Origin of the sequence: Amycolatopsis sp. NPDC004169 (genome assembly GCF_040610315.1) — a bacterium.
Lineage (GTDB): Bacteria > Actinomycetota > Actinomycetes > Mycobacteriales > Pseudonocardiaceae > Amycolatopsis.
The window spans coordinates 1-18,159 of record NZ_JBEXMD010000010.1 but is presented as its reverse complement, the minus strand read 5'-3'; the positions used below and the strand labels follow the sequence as shown (position 1 = coordinate 18,159).

Annotated in this window: 18 protein-coding genes; 6 read left to right on the top strand and 12 right to left on the bottom strand. The window is 72.3% G+C overall.

Annotation, left to right across the window (positions count from 1 at the left end):
* Positions 1-22: 22 nt before the first annotated feature.
* Positions 23-568, bottom strand: coding sequence for a helix-turn-helix domain-containing protein (locus ABZX11_RS15755; protein ID WP_354913533.1), 546 nt, complete (start codon positions 566-568; stop codon positions 23-25).
* Positions 569-627: 59 nt separating this feature from the next.
* Here ABZX11_RS15755 and ABZX11_RS15750 point away from each other — a divergent pair, with 59 nt between their 5' ends.
* The 3 genes from ABZX11_RS15750 to ABZX11_RS15740 all read left to right on the top strand — a co-directional run bounded on the left by ABZX11_RS15750 (position 628) and on the right by ABZX11_RS15740 (position 3,049).
* Entirely contained in the window at positions 628-1,887 is a 1,260-nt protein-coding gene (locus ABZX11_RS15750; RefSeq protein WP_354913531.1) for a hypothetical protein, read from the top strand.
* A gap of 69 nt (positions 1,888-1,956) precedes the next feature.
* The gene (locus ABZX11_RS15745; RefSeq protein ID WP_354913529.1) at positions 1,957-2,370 is read left to right on the top strand and encodes a hypothetical protein; all 414 of its coding nucleotides are present in this window, start codon (positions 1,957-1,959) and stop codon (positions 2,368-2,370) included.
* A gap of 19 nt (positions 2,371-2,389) precedes the next feature.
* Positions 2,390-3,049: a TetR family transcriptional regulator gene (locus tag ABZX11_RS15740; RefSeq protein WP_176176205.1), complete on the top strand. Its 660-nt coding sequence runs from the start codon at positions 2,390-2,392 to the stop codon at positions 3,047-3,049.
* Here the strand turns inward: ABZX11_RS15740 and ABZX11_RS15735 are convergent.
* The 10 genes from ABZX11_RS15735 to ABZX11_RS15690 all read right to left on the bottom strand — a co-directional run bounded on the left by ABZX11_RS15735 (position 3,036) and on the right by ABZX11_RS15690 (position 14,158).
* A complete protein-coding gene (locus ABZX11_RS15735; protein WP_354913527.1) occupies positions 3,036-4,280 on the bottom strand; it encodes a GrpB family protein in 1,245 nt (414 codons plus the stop codon). The genes ABZX11_RS15740 and ABZX11_RS15735 overlap by 14 nt on opposite strands.
* A gap of 58 nt (positions 4,281-4,338) precedes the next feature.
* Positions 4,339-5,166 (bottom strand): shikimate dehydrogenase, encoded by an 828-nt coding sequence (locus ABZX11_RS15730; protein ID WP_354913822.1) that lies wholly within the window; start codon positions 5,164-5,166, stop codon positions 4,339-4,341.
* Positions 5,167-5,182: 16 nt separating this feature from the next.
* On the bottom strand, positions 5,183-7,348 hold the full coding sequence (gene mltG, locus ABZX11_RS15725; protein ID WP_354913525.1) for an endolytic transglycosylase MltG: 2,166 nt from the start codon (positions 7,346-7,348) through the stop codon (positions 5,183-5,185).
* Positions 7,345-7,806, bottom strand: a complete 462-nt coding sequence (gene ruvX / locus ABZX11_RS15720; RefSeq protein WP_217709689.1) for a Holliday junction resolvase RuvX — start codon at positions 7,804-7,806, stop codon at positions 7,345-7,347. The genes mltG and ruvX overlap by 4 nt, the downstream gene beginning before the upstream one ends.
* A 31-nt stretch (positions 7,807-7,837) precedes the next feature.
* Positions 7,838-10,498 (bottom strand): alanine--tRNA ligase, encoded by a 2,661-nt coding sequence (alaS, locus tag ABZX11_RS15715; protein WP_176176200.1) that lies wholly within the window; start codon positions 10,496-10,498, stop codon positions 7,838-7,840.
* A 78-nt stretch (positions 10,499-10,576) separates the two neighbouring features.
* Positions 10,577-10,879 (bottom strand): hypothetical protein, encoded by a 303-nt coding sequence (locus ABZX11_RS15710; RefSeq protein WP_176176199.1) that lies wholly within the window; start codon positions 10,877-10,879, stop codon positions 10,577-10,579.
* Positions 10,876-11,262: a DUF948 domain-containing protein gene (locus tag ABZX11_RS15705; protein WP_354913522.1), complete on the bottom strand. Its 387-nt coding sequence runs from the start codon at positions 11,260-11,262 to the stop codon at positions 10,876-10,878. Before ABZX11_RS15705 ends, ABZX11_RS15710 begins: the two co-directional genes overlap by 4 nt.
* Before the next feature lie 95 nt (positions 11,263-11,357).
* Positions 11,358-12,203, bottom strand: a complete 846-nt coding sequence (locus ABZX11_RS15700) for an NAD(P)-dependent oxidoreductase (RefSeq protein ID WP_354913520.1) — start codon at positions 12,201-12,203, stop codon at positions 11,358-11,360.
* Positions 12,204-12,240: 37 nt separating this feature from the next.
* Positions 12,241-12,618 (bottom strand): VOC family protein, encoded by a 378-nt coding sequence (locus ABZX11_RS15695; RefSeq protein WP_176176196.1) that lies wholly within the window; start codon positions 12,616-12,618, stop codon positions 12,241-12,243.
* Positions 12,619-12,781: 163 nt separating this feature from the next.
* Positions 12,782-14,158 carry a replication-associated recombination protein A gene (locus tag ABZX11_RS15690; RefSeq protein ID WP_176176195.1) on the bottom strand — a complete coding sequence of 459 codons (1,377 nt, stop codon included), beginning with the start codon at positions 14,156-14,158 and terminating at the stop codon, positions 12,782-12,784.
* Positions 14,159-14,299: 141 nt separating this feature from the next.
* Here ABZX11_RS15690 and ABZX11_RS15685 point away from each other — a divergent pair, with 141 nt between their 5' ends.
* From ABZX11_RS15685 to ABZX11_RS15675, 3 genes are all read left to right on the top strand, one after another.
* Complete coding sequence (locus ABZX11_RS15685) at positions 14,300-14,995, top strand: TetR/AcrR family transcriptional regulator (protein WP_354913517.1); 696 nt, start codon at positions 14,300-14,302, stop codon at positions 14,993-14,995.
* A gap of 32 nt (positions 14,996-15,027) precedes the next feature.
* On the top strand, positions 15,028-16,236 hold the full coding sequence (locus ABZX11_RS15680) for a cytochrome P450 (RefSeq protein ID WP_354913515.1): 1,209 nt from the start codon (positions 15,028-15,030) through the stop codon (positions 16,234-16,236).
* A gap of 62 nt (positions 16,237-16,298) precedes the next feature.
* On the top strand, positions 16,299-17,027 hold the full coding sequence (locus ABZX11_RS15675) for a YfcE family phosphodiesterase (RefSeq protein WP_354913513.1): 729 nt from the start codon (positions 16,299-16,301) through the stop codon (positions 17,025-17,027).
* Here the strand turns inward: ABZX11_RS15675 and ABZX11_RS15670 are convergent.
* Positions 16,999-17,808, bottom strand: coding sequence for an SGNH/GDSL hydrolase family protein (locus tag ABZX11_RS15670; protein ID WP_354913820.1), 810 nt, complete (start codon positions 17,806-17,808; stop codon positions 16,999-17,001). The two genes, ABZX11_RS15675 and ABZX11_RS15670, sit on opposite strands and share 29 nt — an antisense overlap.
* Between the last annotated feature and the right edge of the window lie 351 nt (positions 17,809-18,159).

The window sequence follows — 18,159 nt, the reverse complement described above, 5'->3', positions numbered from 1 at the left end:
GGCCTCACCGTAGCCGGGCGGCTCAGCCGGGGTCGGCGGCGGCCGGTTCGCCGGGGAAGAGGATGGGACTGAGCAGGTACCGGGTGCGATCGGGCGTCGCGGGCTGGGCCAGCCGGGGCAGGATCGCCGCGCGCAGCTCCCCGACCAGGGCGATCAGTTCGTCCCGGCTGAGCCAGATCGCGTGCTGCTGGTAGCCGACGGGGTCGGCGGAGGGGTCGGCGCCGTCGCGGTCGAGGTAGGCGTCGAACTCGGCGACCAGGGTCGCGACCGCCACGGCGAACGCGCGCCGGTGGTCCTCGGCCGTCATCGAAGCGACCTCGCCGGGGTCGATGGCCGCCCGGTCTCGGCGCAGCCGGTAGTGGCGCTCGACCGCGCCGCGGACCCGGCGTTCGCCGGCCACCTCCAGGACCCCGCCGGCGGCGAGCACCTCGACGTGCCGGTAGAGCATGGCTTTCGAGACGTCCGGCAGCAGCGCGCCGAGCTGGGCGGTGGTGAGCGTCCGCTCGCCCCGCAGGGCGTGCACGATCCGCAGCCGCGCCGGGTGTCCCAGCAGTTCCCAGGTGTCCACTACCCAACGATCTCATGCGGTGATACCGTTCGCAAAATCCGAGAACGGTTGGGGGCGGGATGACGGACACGGATCCGGCGGCGATCGCGCTGGCGGTCGTCGGCCTGGCGGCGGCGGGCCGCTTCACGGAGGCCGAAGCGCGTTTCGCGCCGCGGCTGCGGGCGGCGGCCTCGGCCGGGACGCTCCGAGTCGGCTGGGAGACCGAAATCGCCAAGGCCGGCCCGGTCCGGGCGGTCGGCGCGCCGGTGCGCGAGCCGGCCAAGGCGGGGCTGGTCCGGGTCAGCGTCCCGGTCACCTGCGAGCGCGGCGGCCTCACCGTGGTCATGTCGGTCGACGACGCCGGCCTGCTGCACGGGCTCCGGCTCGCGCCGCCGTCCGGCGCGTCCTGGGAGCCGCCGCCCTACGCCGAGCCGGCCCGGTTCGCCGAGCGCGAGGTCACCGTCGGCTCCGGCCCGCTCGCGGTGCCCGGCACGCTCACCGTGCCGCGCGGGCGTGGCCCGCGGCCGGGGCTGGTGCTGCTCGCCTCCGGGCCCGCCGACCGCGACCTGACGACCGGGCCCAACAAGCCGTTCAAAGATCTGGCGTGGGGACTGGCCGCGCGTGGCATCGCGGTGGCCCGGTTCGACAAGGTGACCCGGGTCCACCCGGAGACCGGCTCCGCGCCCGGCTTCACGATGGCCGACGAGTACGTGCCGCACGCGGTCGCCGCCGTCCACCTGCTCCAGCGGCAGCGGAAGGTGGATCCGGCGCGGGTGTTCGTCCTGGGGCTCAGCGGTGGCGGCAACGCCGTTCCGCGGGTCGCGGCCGCCGAGCCGTCGATCGCCGGCCTGATCAGCCTGGCCGGCGACACGCTGCCGCTGCCACGGGCGGCCGTCCGGGTCGCCCGCCACCTGGCCGAACTGAACCCCGGCCCGGCCACCACGGCGGCCGCCGAGTCGGTCGCGCGGCAGGCGGCGCTCGTCGAGAGCCCCGGCCTGTCACCGGCGACCCCGGCGGCGGACCTGCTGTTCGGGTGGCCGGCCTCCTACTGGCTGGACCTGCGCGCCTACGACCCGGTCGCGACGGCCGCCGCGCTGGACAAGCCGATGCTCATCCTCCAGGGCGGCCGCGACTACCAGGTGACCGTGGCCGGCGACCTCGCGCGCTGGCGAGCGGGCCTGGCGGGCCGATCCGACGTCACGATCCGCGTGCACGAGGCCGACGACCACCTGTTCTTCCGCGGCGAGGGACCCTCCACGCCTGCCGGTTACGAGGCACCGCAGCACGTCGACCCGGCCGTGGTCGCCGACATCGCGGACTGGCTTTCCCGGCCGACGTGACCCAGCCCTCTTGAACGTGTTCAAAACCAGGGCTACAGTTCTCTTGAACACGTTCAAAAAGGAGGAACCATGGACCCGATAGTCCTCGCCTACGCGCTCTACCTGCTGATCAGCGTCCCGCTGACGGTGCTCGTCGCCCGGACGCTGAGCAAGCACGGCCGCACCTTCCTCACCGAGGTCTTCGCCGACAGCCCCGGCCTCGCCAACGCCGTCAACCAGCTGCTGGTGGTCGGCTTCTACCTGGTCAGCCTCGGGTTCGTGACGCTGTTCCTGACCAGCCACAGCTTCGTGGTCAGCGCCCGGGACGTGTTCGAGATGCTGTCGGTCAAGATCGGCACGGTCGCGCTCGTCCTCGGCGTCATGCACCTGGTCAACGTCCTGGTGTTCAACGGCATCCGGCGCCGCCACCTGGCCCCGAAGCCCGCGCCGCGGCCCATTGCGTACCCGGGCGTGCCGCAGGCCCCGCCCTTCCCGGCTCCCTGACGGCGCTAACGTGCAGCGCGTGGCCAAGAGCGAGGAAACGCGGTCCCTGATCGTCACGACCGCGATGCGGCTGTTCACCGAGAACGGCTACGACCGCACGACGATGCGCGCGATCGCCGCCGAGGCGGGCGTCTCCGTCGGGAACGCCTACTACTACTTCTCGTCCAAGGAACAGCTGATCCAGGGCTTCTACGACGAGATGGCCGCGCAGCACCTGGCGGCGGCGCGGGCGCTGCTCGAGAGCGAAACCGGCTTCGCGGCCCGGCTGAAGGCGGTGCTGCTGTGCTGGCTCGACGTCGCCGAGCCCTACCACCGCTTCGGCACGCAGTTCTTCGTCAACGCGGCCGACCCGGAGTCGCCGCTGAGCCCGTTCAGCGTCGACTCCGCGGCCGCCCGCGAGGCGTCGATCGGCCTGATGCGCGAGGTCGTCGAGGGCTCCGACGTCAAGCTCGACCCGGAGCTGCGGACCCAGCTGCCGGAGCTGCTGTGGCTGTTCCAGATGGGCGTGGTGCTGTTCTGGGTCCACGACCGCTCGCCCGGCACGAAACGCAGCCGGCTGCTGGTCGAGCGCAGCGTCCCGCTGCTGGCCCGGCTGGCCGCGCTCTCCCGGCTGCGGGTGTTCCGGCCCGTCAGCCGGGAGATCGTCGACCTGATCCAGGAGCTCGCTAAACGGGACTGACCGCGCGGAAGTACAGGAACCGCGGCTTGCTGCGCAGGTTCGCCGTCCACTTCGGATCGGCCGCTTCCGCCTCCGGGACCGGCATCGGCTCCACCAGGCGGTCCACCGCGAAGCCCGCGTCGCGGACCGCCTGGAACGTCCAGCTCAGCGGGCGGCGGTGGAAGCGGACCACATTGCCGGGCGGGAACTCGTCCTCCAGCAGCTCGAGCTCGAAGTAGTTCTCCTTGCCGAACCACCGCCAGTCCTCGCCCGGGTGGTGCACCGAGAACACCAGCACCCCACCGGCCTTGAGGACCCGGCGGAACTCGGCCAGCGTCGGCCCCCAGTCGGCCAGGTAGTGCAGCACGAGCGACGCCGTGACGACGTCGATCGAGGCGTCCGGCAGGTCCAGGGGCCGGGCGATGTCCGCGACCTCGAACCGGGCGACGGCACCGAACTTGCGGCGGGCGACGGCGATCATGCCCGCGCTGGAGTCGACGCCGAGGACGTCGGCGCCGCGCTCGGCCAGGAGCGCGCTCAGGTGGCCGGCCGCGCAGCCGACGTCGAGCACGCGCAGCCCGGCGACGTCCCCGGCGAGGTCGAGGATCGCCGGCCGGTCGTAGAAGGCGTTGGTGACGGACTTCTCCGCGTGCTCGGCGTACTCCTCGGCGTGGCCGTCGTACTGCTCGGCCCGGGCGCGGCCGATGATCTCCTCGACCACCTCCGTCTTCGCGTCGGCGTAGTGCTGGATGTACTTCCACGTCCTCGCGGCCAGCTCACGCTTCTTCGCCGCGTAGAGCTCCAGTTCCTCCGGGTGCGAGCGCAGGCGGTCGCGGAAGAGGCGGTAGCGCGGCGTCTGGCCGTTGCCCGGCGAGTAGACGTGCAGGTTGATGTTCGTGTCCGGGCCCTTGAAGCAACGGTGCTTCTCCCAGTCCGGTTCGCGGATGACGAGCCGGTAGCCCGCCGCTTCCAGCGCCGGGACGTAGGCGTCCTCGTCGCCGGAATCCGGGACCTCCAGGAAAATGTCGACGATCGGCTTGGCGCACAGGCCCGGTACCGATGTCGAGCCGACGTGCTCCAGCACGAGCACCCGCTCCCCCAGCACGCCCCGGATCCGCTCGGCTTCGCGGGCGAAGAGCCGCGGCCACTCCGGGTCGTAGTCCGCGAGCGTGACGGTCGAGTTCAGCTTCGGTGCTTCACCGACCCACGCCTTATGGACCTCTTCTTCGCTCAACGCGTCTTGACTGGTCATTCCGGTTGACCCCCTTCGGCAAGGCAGTCGACCAGATTATCAACGCGCGCAAGTGGTTTCAGCCGATCGGCAGCGGCAGCAGGTTCCCGGTCGCTTCGCGCAGCGCGTCCCGCATCGCCGCCCGCGGGGCCGGGCGGCCGGTGAAGTGCTCGGCCTGGCCGAACGCCTGGTGCAGCAGCATGTCCAGCCCGGTGGCGAGCCGGCCCCCGCGGGCCGCGACCGCTTCGGCGAGCGGGGTCGGCCACGGGTGGTAGATGACGTCGAGGACGTGCCCGACCCGCGCGAGCTCGCCCACGTGCGCGGCGACCGCGTCCGGCGGGACGGTATTCACCAGCACCGCGGCGGACCCCAGCGCGGCGAAGTCCGTTTCGGCCCAGCGCAGGACGTCGACGTCGAGCGCGGCCCGCTTCGCCGCGTCCAGGGTTTCGGTGGCCCGGGCCGGTTCGCGCACGACCAGCCGCACCTGCCGGACGCCGAGGTCGGCCAGGCCGACGACCGCCGCCGCCGCGGTGCCGCCCGCGCCGAGCACCACCGCCGTGTCCCCGGGGGACGGCCGGTAGCCGCCCGCGGCGCGCAGGGCGCCGGTCACGCCCTCGACGTCGGTGCAGTCCGCCAGCCAGCCCCGCTCGGTGCGGACCAGCGTGTTGGCCGCGCCGACGGCGGCCGCGCGCGGCGTCACCTCGTCCGCGTGGTCCAGCGCCGCGCGCTTGCCCGGCATGGTGACCGAGAAACCGGCCCACTCCGGGCCGAGCCCGTCGACCAGCGCCGGGAGCCCCTCGGCGGTCGTCTCGATCCGCTCGTACGTCCAGCCCGTCAGGCCGAGCGCGGCGAACGCGGCGCCGTGCAGCACCGGGGACAGCGAGTGCGCCACCGGCTTGCCCAGCACCGCGGCCTTGCGTGGCTCAGATGACACCGCGCTGCCTGGCCAGATCGCGGTTCTTGTTGTGCTCGTCGTTGGTGACCGCGAAGCACGACAGGCCGTTCTTCTCGCACTTGACGAAGTACACCCAGTCCCCGGCCGGCGGCTTCACCGCGGCCTGGATCGCGTCCGGGCTCGGCACCGCGATGGGCGTCGGCGGCAGTCCCGCGTTCTTGTACGTGTTGTACGCGCCGGATTTGAGCCGGTCGGCTTCGTCGGTCAGCAGCGTCGGGCGGTCCAGCACGTAGTTGACCGTCGAGTCCATCTGCAGCCGCATGTTGATCTTCAGCCGGTTGTAGATGGTCCGCGAGAGCTTGCCGAAGTCGGCCTTGACCGCTTCACGCTCGATGATCGAGGCGATGATCAGCGTCTGGTACGGCGTCATGCCCGGACCGGTCGACTGCGGGGTCAGCCCGTCGTTCTGCAGCGCCTCGGCCGAGCTGTGCACCAGCTGCCCGAGGATCTCCTGCGCGGTGGACCCCGGCTTGACGTCGTAGAGGCCCGGCGCGATCAGGCCCTCCAGCCTGCGGTCCTTGCGGTCGGCCTTGTTCGCCGGCTCGATCGCCCAGTCCGGCACGCCGAGCTGCTTGAGGTCCGCCGCGTCGACGGCCTTGCGCAGGTCGTCCGCGGAGACGCAGGTGCTCTTGCCGTTGAGCTGCGCGCACGACGCCTTCGCCATCAGGCTGAAGACGCCGGGCGTGACCTTGCCGTCGGGCTGGGTGATGTCGTCGAACTGCGTGTAGGGCCGGATCTCCAGCTGGCCGACGCGGGAGGCCGCGTCGGTGATCCGGTCGACCGCGCTGGCCCCGGACATGTGCGACTTCATCACGTAGAAGCCGTGCTGGATCCGGGCGAGCTTCGGGTTGCCCTCGCCCGCCTTGACGAACGCCTTGCTGCTGGCGACCACGCCCGCCGTGGTGAGCTTCGCGCCGATCGCCGACGTCGTGTCGCCGTCGTCGACCTGGAAGACCACGTCGTCGGTGCCGGCACCGTCGAAGTCGTCGTAGCCGAAGAACTTGTTGAAGCCGTACCAGGCGCCGCCGGCGAGCAGGGCGATCACCGCGATCGCGGCGACCCAGCCGAGAGCGCGCTTGCCCTTCTTCCGCGGCTTCGCGGGCTCGTCGTCGTAATCGTCGTACTCGTCCTCGTACTCCGCCTCGTCGTAGTCCGCGTACTCGTCGTACTCGTCGTAGTCCGCGTACTCGTCGTCCTCGGCGAAGGGCTCGGGCTCCTCCTTCGGGGCCCGCGGCGGCTCGGCCGGAGGCGGCGGGGCCAGCGCGGGCAGCACGTCGGTCACCGGCTCGTCGCGCGCGGGCGGCGCCGCCGGGCGGCGGCGCGGCTCGACGCCCGGTTCGGGCACGCCAACGGAGCGGTCACCCGGCTGGGCGAGCCGCCGGGGGGCCGGTTCGGCGTCGGGCTCCAGCGCCGAACGGCGCCGCCGTGATTCGGCGGCTTCGGCGGCTTCGGGGGCCCGGCGGCGGGCGGGCGGCGGCTCGGCGGCCGCGCCACGACGGCCCGGCCGGGGCTCGGCCGCTTCGGCGTCGGCGCGACGCCGCCGCGGGGGCGCCGGTTCGATGCGCTCGGGCGCGGCCCGCCGGGGCGGCGGGTTTTCGTCGTCGGGGTCCGGCACGGCCCGCCGCCGGGGCGGCCTGGCCTCGGCCTCGTCGAGGTCCGGGGTCGCGCGCCGGCGCGGCGGCCGGGCTGCGGCTTCCTCGGGCTCGGGTGCGGCCCGGCGCCGGCGCGGGGCCGGCTGGTCGACCTCGGAGCCTTCGTCGAGGCCGTGGCGGGCGCGGGCGGCACGGGCCGGGGCGGCCCGCCGCTCCTGCGGGTCGAGGTCGGCGTCGGCCGACGGCAGCGTGCCGGGCGGCTCCAGGCGGCGACGGCCGGGCTGCGGCGCGCCGCGGCGCGGGTCGTACCCCGGAGGATCCTCCCGCCGGGCCCGGCGGGACGGCTGGGGCAGGTCGTACTCGCCGCTGGGGGCCTGCCCGCGGCGGGGCGGCAGCTCGTGCTGCCCGCTCGGGCTGCGGCGGGCGTCCGCGGACCGCGGGTCGGCGCGGCGCGGGGCGGGCCGGGACGGCGGCGGGGTCGCCTCGTCCGGCTCGCGCAGTCGCCGGCGCCCGCGTGGGGGCTCAGGTGGCTGCTCGTTCATCGGTCTCCCTCCCGGGCGCGGTGCGCTGCGGCGGCGTCGATCCAGGCCTGCAGGATCTCGACGGCGGCGGCCTGGTCGACCACCGCGCGCTGCTTGCGGCCTTTGACCCCGCGCTGGGAGAGGATGCGGGATGCGGTGACCGTGGTCAGCCGCTCGTCGCCCAGCCGGACCGGCACGGGCGCTATCCGCCCGGCCAGACGCTCAGAATACGCGATCGCCAGCTCGGCCGCCGGACCCTGGCGGTTGGCGAGCGTTCTCGGCAGCCCCACGATCACCTCGACCACCTCGTGCTCGGTGACGAGGGCGGCCAGCTGGTCCAGATCACTGTCGTCGGTCGCATCGCGGGAGAGGGTAACCAATGGCGAGGCGAGCAGGGGGGCCGGATCGCTCAGCGCGACCCCGACCCGGACGGATCCGACATCCACGCCGAGCCGGCGGCCCCGGCCCGGATCGCCCACACCGGGACGGTCCGGGCCGCGGTTTCCGCGGTTAACCAATGCCGGCAATCGCCGCGCGCAGGGCCGTGACCGCCTCGTTCGCGCCGGCCGGGTTCGTGCCACCGCCCTGGGCCATGTCGGGCTTGCCGCCGCCGCGGCCGCCGATCTTCTCGGCGAACGACGGGACGAGCTTGCCCGCGGCGATGCCCTTGTCCTGGGCCGCCTTGGTCGTCGCGACGACGAAGCTCAGCTTCTCGCCGGCCGGCGAGAACAGCGCCACCACGCCGGGCCGCGTGCCGAGCCGGCCGCGGATGTCCGAGGCGAGCGCGCGCAGGCCGTTGCCGTCGACGTCCGGGACGACCTCGGCGACCACGGTCACGCCGCCGATGTCCTGGGCCTTGTCGACCAGCGCGCCCGCCGAGCCCAGCACCTGCTGGGTCTTCAGCTGCGCGATCTCCTTCTCGGCGTTCTTCAGCCGGGTCAGGACGTCGTCGATGCGGCCCGGCAGCTGGTCCGAGGGCACCTTGAAGGTGTTCGCCAGCTGCGAGACCAGCAGCTGCTCCTTGCGGACGTACTTGAGCGCGTCCGTGCCGACCAGCGCCTCGACGCGGTGCACGCCCGAGCCGATGGAGGCGTCGGAGACCAGCTTGACCAGGCCGAGCTGGCCGATCCGCTCGACGTGCGTGCCACCGCAGAGCTCGCGGGAGTAGTCGCCCATGTCGACCACGCGGACGTCGTTGCCGTACTTCTCGCCGAACAGCGCGACCGCGCCCAGCTCGAGGGCCTTGTCCTTGGTCGTGGTGTAGCTCTGCACCTCGACGTCGGTCTGGAGGTAGTCGTTGACCTCCTCCTCGACCTCGGTCAGCACGTCGGACGAGACCGAACCGGGCGTGGTGAAGTCGAACCGCATCCGGCCCGGCGAGTTCAGCGAGCCCGCCTGCGCCGCGCGCTTGCCGTACGCGCCGCGGACGGCCGCGTGCACCAGGTGCGTCGCGGAGTGCGAGCGCTCGATGGACAGGCGGCGGTGCGCGTCGACCGAGCCGGTGAGCTTGGTGTCCAGGCCGACCTCGCCCTCGGTGACCTCGACGCGGTGCACGTACAGGCCGGGCACGATCTTCTGGACGTCCAGGACCTTCAGCTCGACGCCGTCGCCGATCAGCACGCCGGTGTCGGCGACCTGGCCACCGCTCTCGGCGTAGAACGGCGTGCGGTCGAGGACCAGCTCGGCCTTCTTGCCCGCGGACACGCTCCGGACCGGCCGGCCGTCCTCGAGCAGCGCCACCACGGTCGCTTCGGCCTGGAGGTCGGTGTAGCCGAGGAACTCGGTCTCGCCGTGCTGCTCCAGGACCTTCCGGTACTCGGACAGGTCGCCGTGGCCGGTCTTGCGGGCCGCCGCGTCCGCCTTCGCACGGGTCCGCTGCTCGTTCATGAGCGTGCGGAAGCCCTCTTCGTCGACGGTCAGGCCCTGCTCGGCCGCCATCTCGAGGGTCAGGTCGATCGGGAAGCCGTAGGTGTCGTGCAGCTGGAACGCCTTGTCGCCGGCCAGCACGTCGCCGCCGCCGCGCTTGGTCTCCTCGGCCGCGAGGTCGAAGATGCGCGAACCGGACGTGAGGGTCGAGAGGAAGGCCTCCTCCTCGATCCGGACGACCTCGTTGATCCGGTCGAAGCCGGAGACCAGCTCGGGGTAGGTCGGGCCCATGGTGTCGCGGACGACCGCCGCGAACGCCTGCAGCACCGGCTCGTGCACGCCCAGCAGGCGCGAGGAGCGGATGATCCGGCGCAGCAGGCGGCGCAGCACGTAGCCGCGGCCGTCGTTGCCCGGGGTGACGCCGTCACCGATCAGCATGACACCCGTGCGGGCGTGGTCGGCGATGACGCGGAAGCGGACGTCGTCGGCGTGGTTGCTGCCGTAGCGGCGGCCGGAGAACTCCTCCGCGCGGCCGATCACCGGGCGCACCAGGTCGGTTTCGTAGACGTTCTCGACGCCCTGCAGGATCGTCGCGACGCGCTCGACACCCATGCCGGTGTCGATGTTCTTCTTCGGCAGCTCGCCGATCGGCGGGTGCCCGAGCTTGGGGCTCAGGTCGCCGCGGACGTCCTGCATGAAGACGAGGTTCCAGATCTCGATGTAGCGGTCCTCGTCGGCGACCGGGCCGCCCTCGCGGCCGTACGCCGGGCCGCGGTCGTAGTAGATCTCCGAGCACGGGCCGCCGGGACCGGGCACGCCCATGTCCCAGTAGTTGTCCTTGCCGTCACGGGCCTGGATGCGCTCGCCGGGCAGCCCGGTGAGCTTGCGCCAGAGGCCGGCCGCCTCGGAGTCGTCGTTGTAGACGGTCGCCCAGATGCGGTCCGGGTCGAGGCCGAAGCCGCCTTCGGTCTGGGGCTTGGTGATCAGCTCCCAGGCCGCCTCGATGGCGCCTTCCTTGAAGTAGTCGCCGAAGGAGAAGTTCCCGGCCATCTGGAAGAACGTGTTGTGCCGGGTGGTCTTGCCGACCTCGTCGATGTCCGGCGTGCGCACGCACTTCTGCACGGAGGTCGCGCGCGGGTACGGCGGCGGCGCCTCACCGAGGAAGTACGGCTTGAACTGCACCATGCCGGCGTTGACGAACAGCAGGTTCGGGTCGTCGAGGATCAGCGGCGCGCTGGGCACGCGCGTGTGGCCGCGGCCCTCGAAATGGCGCAGGAAACGGTCGGTGATTTCGTGTGTGTCCACGGGTCAGTCCTTGTAGCTGTGGTTCGGCAGCGGGGTCGGCGGCGTTGTTCCGGCGAAGGGGTTCCGGGCAGGCCCGGATCAGCCCTCCGCCCGGCGAGCTCGCCGGACCGGGCGCCGGGCGGCCGCGTGCCGTCCCTCGGCGCGGGGCGCGCTCACGCCCGTCCGCTCCTCGACCATGTCGTGCAGCTCCTGTTCCCGCTCGTTCATGCCCGCACGCACCTCGGCACCGAACGAACCCACGGCGCCCGCCAGCTCGCGCACGGCGTCCCCCAGGTTCGATGCTAACCCGGCCGGCGTGGCCTGACGAGCGGTTTCGGCGGCCTTGCGGGAGAGCACGACCCCGGTGACGACGCCGACGCCGAGCCAGAACAGCCGCTTCATTTCCCGGCCTTCCTGGCGGCCTTCAGCGCGTTCTTGTTCTTGCGCGCCTTGATCGCCTTCGACAGCCCGTAGGACAGCGCCGCGGTCTTGACCAGCGGGCCGCCGAGGGTCGCGGTGAACACCGACGCCAGCGCGGAGACGTTGCCGGTGACCGCCTGCGCGTTCGCGGTGATCCCGTCCACCCGTTCGAGCTGGGTGTTGACGTGCGTGATCGTCTCGTTCGCGCCGATCAGCAGCGGGTCGGTGTTGTTGTTGGTGCGCTCGATCGCCTCGGTGGCCGCGTCCAGCGTCTTGCCGAGCTTGATCAGCGGGATCGCCAGCAGGACGACCAGCACCACGAATGCTCCTGCGGCGATCAACGCGGCGATCTGCCCTGCCGACACGGGCCCTCCTCGGTTCAGGGGTCGGGATGCCGACTGAGGTTACCGCCTGGGCTGGTTCCCGACCGTGTCACCCCGCCGGGCCCGGAAAACCCGGCTCAGCGGCCCTTCACGACCGCCCGGTACAGGGCCGCCATGTCCTCGTCCCCGTGCCCCGCCTCGACCGCGGCCTCCAAGTGGGCCAGCACCGCCTTCGCGCCCGCCAGGTCGACCTCGTCGCCCGCGGCCTCCACCACCAGGCGGGCGTCCTTCGCCGCCAGGCCGGCCGGGAACGCCGGTGGGTACTCCCCCGCCAGCATCGCGCCGCCCTTCACGTGCGCGTAGCCGACGTCGAGGCCGCCGCCCTCGATCGTCTCCAGGAACAGCGCCGGGTCCAGCCCCAGGGCCTTGGCCAGGCCGAGGCTCTCCGCCGTCGCGTTCGTCAGTGCCAGTACCCACGCGTTCATCACCAGCTTCAGGCGGCTGCCGCGGCCTGCCGGGCCGAGCCAGATCGTGCGCATGCCCACCGCGTCGAACACCGGGGTCGCCGCCGGGCGGGCCTCCTCCGGGCCCGACCCGAGGACCAGCAGCTGGGCCTGTTCGGCGGGCTGGCGGGTGCCGAGCACCGGCGCGTCCACGAACACCACGCCCGCCTTCTCCGCCAGCGCGGCGAGCCGGTCGGTCCAGTCGAGGCCGACCGTGCTCATCTGCAGCCACAACGTCCCCGAAGCAGGCGAAGCGGCTTCGAACGCTTCGGCCACGGCGGGGCCGTCGGCGAGCATCGTCACGAGGACGTCGGCGCCCTCGGCGGCGGCCGACGGCGAGCCGGCGACCGTGGCCACCTCGGCCAGGGGCTCGGCCTTCTCCCGGGTCCGGTTCCAGACGCGGACGTCGAGGCCCGCCTTGGCGATGTTGGCCGCCATCGGCGCGCCCATGATCCCGGTTCCGAGAAACGCGACTGACATGCCGCCATCGTGACGGAGTCCCGGCGCGCCCGCGCGCTCAGTAGTCGCCGAGCAGGCAGAAGGGGTGGCCCGCCGGGTCGGCGTAGACGCGCCAGCCGCGGCCGCCGAGGTCGGGGTCGAGCAGGCGGCCGCCGTTCGCCAGGACCACGTGGTGCGACTCGCGGAAGTCGTCGACCTCGAAGTCGAGGTGGAACTGCTGCGGGAGCGAGGGATCGGGCCAGGTCGGCGGCCGGTGGTCGGGCGCACGCTGGAAGCCCAGGACCATCCCGCCGACGTGCAGGGTCGACCAGTCTTCGTCCACGCGCCACCGCGGATCGGGGCGGTCCACCTCGCCGCCGAGCAGGGCCTGGTAGAAGCGGGCGAGCACGAGCGGCTCCGGACAGTCCAGGACGATGCACTGCAGCGTCGCGGGCACGGGCACGCCTCCTGCGGTCGTGGGGGCCCTCGCCGGTCCGGGCCGCCTGAAGGGCAAGAGTTTACGAACTCCGATGATCTTGCCCACCGCGGCCCACGATCGGGGCGAACCGTGTTCAACGCGGGTGAAGTGCCCGGCCCGCAACGGCGAGTCCGGGCTGCCGTCACTGCCCCCGGATCGTCCTCCGCAGCTTGGGCACCCGCTCGGCCAGCGTCCGCTCGGCACCGCGCTGGGTGGGCTCGTAGTAGTCGCGCCCCACCAGCTCGTCCGGCGGGTACTGCTGCGCCAGCACCCCTTCCGGCACGTCGTGCGGGTACCGGTAGCCCTGCGCGTTGCCCAGTTTCTTCGCCCCCGCATAGTGCCCGTCGCGCAGGGGCGGCGGCACCGCGCCCGCCAGGCCGGCGCGGACGTCGGCCAGTGCCGCGTCGATGCCCTTGATCACCGCGTTGGACTTCGGGGCGGTCGCCAGGTGGACCGTCGCCTGTGCCAGCGCCAGCCTGCCCTCCGGCATACCGATGAACTGGACCGCGTGCGCGGCCGCGACCGCCGACTGCAGTGCCGTCGGGTCGGCCATCCCGATGTCCTCGCTGGCGTGCACGACCAGCCGCCGGGCGAGGAAACGCGGGTCCTCGCCCGCCTCGATCATCCGGGCCAGGTAGTGCAGCGCCGCGTCCACATCGGACCCGCGGATCGACTTGATGAACGCGCTGATCACGTCGTAGTGCTGGTCGCCGTCGCGGTCGTAGCGCACCGCCGCCTTGTCCACTGTGGACTCGACGATGGCCAGGTCGATCGTCTTCGCCTCGGTGGCCGACGCCGCGTCCGCGGCCGCCTCCAGCGCGGTGAGCGCGCGGCGCGCGTCCCCGCCCGCGAGCCGGACGAGGTGGGCGCGCGCGTCCTCGGTCAGCGTCAGCTCGCCACCCAGGCCACGCTCGTCGGCGAGCGCACGCTCGATCAGCTCCGTGATGTCCTCGTCGGTCAGCGGGCGCAGCTGCAGCACCAGCGACCGCGACAGAAGCGGCGAAACGACCGAGAACGACGGGTTCTCGGTGGTCGCCGCGACCAGCAGCACCGTGCGGTCCTCGACCGCGCCGAGCAGCGCGTCCTGCTGGGTCTTGGAGAACCGGTGCACCTCGTCGATGAACAGCACGGTGTTCTCGGCGTTGTACTGGCGGCGCCGCCGCGCCTCCTCGATGACCCCGCGGACCTCCTTGACGCCCGCCGAAAGCGCCGACATCGCGACGAACCGGCGGCCGGTGGCGATCGAGACGAGGTTGGCCAGCGTCGTCTTGCCCGTGCCGGGCGGGCCGTAGAGCAGGACCGACGCCGGTGCCGCGCCTTCGACCAGCCGCCGCAGCGGGGCGCCCTCGCGCAGCAGGTGCTGCTGCCCGACGACCTCGTCGAGCGAGCGCGGCCGCATCCGCACGGCCAGCGGCGAACTGGCCGGGTCCGCCTGCGGTTCCGCGCCCGCGTTCGACCCCGTGCGCTCCGGCGGAGGCGCGATGTCGGCGTTCACGGTGAAGAGCTCGTCCTGTGCCACGGATATGACGTTAACCGACCCCACCGACAGAACCTCTTGCCCCGGCCTCCGCAAGAGCGCTACCGTCGGAATGACTGGTTGACCGAAAGTGCGATTCCGGTCAACCAGTCAAATGCTCAACGAAACCGCAGGTGGAGACGCATGAGCCATCCCAACCGCGAGCGTGCCGACCGGATCCTGGACGCGGCGGGCGAGCTGCTGCTGCGCATGGGCTACCGCAAGGTGGCGATCGACGACGTCGCGCGCGCGGTCGGCATCGGCAAGGGCACCGTCTACCTGCACTGGCGGAGCAAGGAGCTGCTGTTCCAGGCGCTGATGATGCGGGAGTCGGCCGACCTGACCGACGAGCTGCTGGCCATGATCGAGGCCGACCCGGCGATGATCCTGCCCCACCGGATGATCCCGGGGTCGTTCCTGATCACCCACCGCCGCCCGCTGGTGATGGCCATGCTGCGCGGCAACGCGGAGGTGTTCGGCTCACTCGGCGACCTCGCACTGAAGAAGCAGCAGGCCGCGGTGGGCGTGCACTTCGAGGAAGTGATGCTGCGGCGGGGGCTCATCCGCGCCGACGTCCCGCACGTGAGCTACGCGCTGCGGGCCGCGACCCTCGGCTTCTACGCCGGCGACCCGGTTTCGCACGAGGACGAGGACATCCCCCTGGAAGAGCGGGCGGCCGTCCTCGCGCACCTCATCCGCACCGCGTTCGAGCCGCCCGGGGAGCCCGATCCCGCCGCGGTCGCGGAGGTGGCGGCGGAGCTGAGTTCGACGCTCGAGGAGCTCGTCTCGGGCTTCCGAAACGGGATCTACGCACACGATCCCGCCAGGGCCTCCGGCTGATCCGTGAGGCCACACCGGGGAAAGGGGCGGAAATGACCACCACACTGGCCGACACCTGGGGACTCCACGAGGCCCAGTTCTGGCTGCGGGGGAAGCAACCGGAGAAGCACGTCGAGTTCGCCGCGGAACTGGGGATGTGGAACGTCTACGGGCACCCGGAGATCGAAGCGATCCTCCGCGACCCGGCGACGTTCTCGTCCGACACCATGCGGCTGGTGCCCAAGGAGACGCTGCCGGACCCCGAATTCGACCTGTCGACGGGCAGCATCCTGCAGCTCGACCCGCCACTGCACAACAAGATGCGCAAGCTCGTCAGCCGCGCGTTCACGCCCAAGGTGGTGGCGGAGCTCGAGCCGAGGATCGCCGCGATCACCCACGAGCTGCTGGACGCGGTCCCCGCCGGGGAGCGGCTGGAGCTGGTCGAGGACCTGGCCTACCCGCTGCCGGTGATCGTGATCGCCGAGCTGCTGGGCGTCCCGGCGGGTGACCGGAGCCTGTTCAAGGGCTGGGTGGACAAGATGTTCGAGTCCGCCAACCAGGTTTCGCTGGTGAAGAAGGACGAGGAGCAGGACGCGGCGATCCTGGCGTCACTGGAAGGCCAGAAAGCGCTCGCCGACTACCTCGGCGGCCACGTCGACGAGCGGCGCAAGCAGCCGCGGGAGGACCTGCTGACGAAGCTGGTCGAGGCCGAGCTGGACGGCGAACGGCTGTCCCGCACCGAGGTCGTCAACTTCGCGAACATCCTGCTGCTGGCCGGTCACATCACCACGACGATGCTGCTCGGCAACGCGGTGCTGTGCCTGGACACGCACCGGGAGTGGGACGAGCGGGTGCGCGCGGACCGTTCGCTCGTGCCGCCGATGATCGAAGAGTCGCTGCGGTACCTCACGCCGTTCGCGGCGGTGGCCCGCACGACCATGCGGGAGGCGGAGGTCGGCGGCGTCACCGTGCCGGCGGACCAGATGCTGCTCTGCTGGGTGGCGGCGGCCAACCGCGACGAGCGGGTGTTCCGCAACCCGGACACGTTCGACCCGCTGCGCGCGGAGAACCCGCACCTGGCGTTCGGCCGCGGGATCCACTTCTGCATCGGCGCGCCGCTCGCGCGGCTGGAGGGCAGGGTGGCGCTGGACATCCTGCTCGACCGCTACCCGGTGCTGCGCACGATCCCCGGTGAGCCGCCGAAGTTCCAGGTCAACCCCAACATGACCGGGGTCAGGGAGCTGCCGCTGACGACGGCGTAGCCCGGTTGCGCCCTGGGCGAAATCCCTCGCCCGGGGCGCCCCGCGTGCCCGATGGTGGACCGGTGAACGTGGCGGTGCTCGCGGACATCCACGGAGTCCTCCCGGCGCTGGAGGCGGTCCTGGCGGAGCCGGACGTCCAGGCGGCGGAGAAGGTCGTGCTGCTCGGCGACCTGCTGGCCGGGCCGATGCCGGTCGAGACCCTGGAGCGGCTGCAGGCGCTGGGCGAGCGGGCGGTGTGGGTGCGCGGCAACGCCGACCGCGAGCTGGCCGAGTCGGCCCGCACCGGCGGCACGTTCGTCCCGGACCCGATCTTCCCGTGGGCGGCGCAGCAGCTGCGCCCGGCCGACCTGCCGCTGCTCGACGCCCTGCCGCTGACGGTGACGGTGGACGGAGTGCTGTTCTGCCACGCAACCCCGCGCAACGACACGGAAATCGTGCTCGTCGACTCGCCTCCGGAGCGCTGGGCGGAGGTGCTGGACGGCGTCACGGCGTCGACGATCGTCTGCGGGCACACGCACATGCCGTTCGTCAGGCTCGTGGACCGCAAGCTGGTGGTCAACCCCGGAAGCGTCGGAATGCCCTACGGGGCAAGGGGTGCCCACTGGGCCCTGCTCGGCGACGGCGTCCAGCTGCGGAGGACGGAGTACGACGCCGAGGAGGCGTGCCGGTTCCTGGTCGCGCACTCGGCCTATCCCGGCATCGAGGAGTGGGCGGACTACTTCGTCCGCAACCCGGCTTCGGACGTCGAAGCGCTGCGGGTGTTCAGCGGGCGCGGAACGAGTTCCACATGATGACGGCGGCGTAGGGCAGGAATTCGCGGCCGCGGCGCCAGAGCCACGGAATACCCTTGAGCACCAGCCACCCCACGTGCCCCGTGGCACTCGGTTCGGCTCCTCCGCTGCAGGTGAGGCTGACGGGTTCCGGAACGGCGAACCCGGCGTCGGCGAGCAGCCCGGTGAAACCGCCGGCGAGCATCCGGTGGCCGAGTTCGGAGGGGTGCAGCCGGTCGACGCTCCAGGAAGCGAGCTCGTAGGCACCGGGCAGCCCGGCAAGATCGAGACAGGGCACCTGTTCCCGCGCGACAACCCCGTCGATGGCGGCGTTGAGTTCGGCGACCCGGGCACTGAGGGCCCGCTTGAGGGCAGGCGGAAGGCGGAAGACCTTGCTGTGGTCGTGGAACCGGACGGGCACGACGGTGGTCCCGGTTTCCCGAAGCCGCCGGATGACCTCAGTGAGATCGGCGGCGATGCGGGAAGCATCGAAGTCCGGCCGCAGGGTGTCGTTCATCCCGGCGACGAGAAGGGCGACATCGGCCCGATGCGCCACGGCGGCGGGGACTTGTTGAGTGAGAACGCACCGCATCCGCGCACCCGCGAAGGAGGGGTTGAGGTAGCCGGAGCGCTCAACCCCGAGGGCGGCGGCCACGAGAGGGCCGACCCCGCGCCAGCCACCACGCCGGGGAAGCGGATCCCCGAGCCCGACGGCGGTGGAGTCGCCGAGAACGACAAGCCGCCGGGCAAACTTGAGAGGCCGCTCGGGCGGCTCGGGCCGGGCAGTGACATCGACGCTCATCACGGTCACGGGGTGAGCGTCGGCCACGCAGGCTCACACCCGGTGAGGTGGAGGTAACGCGGCCGCGACACCACGCCTAATTCTTGACGCGCACCTCACAGGGTCGGGTATGTCGTGGTCGGGTGCGGGTGGGCGCGCAGGTGGAGACGCGACGGCGCTCGGCGCACAACCGGCGCAGCGGCAAACAACGAACAGCCACCTCCGACCACACCCCCCTGCCGACCCGATACGCAGCCGCTTCAGCGGCCGGCAGGTCGTGTCAAGGCACGCTTTCCCGCCTTGACACGGCCTGACGGCCGTTGAACAATCCGGCGTTCGGGCCGGCGGGGGGGAAGCCACGGCAGAGCAAAA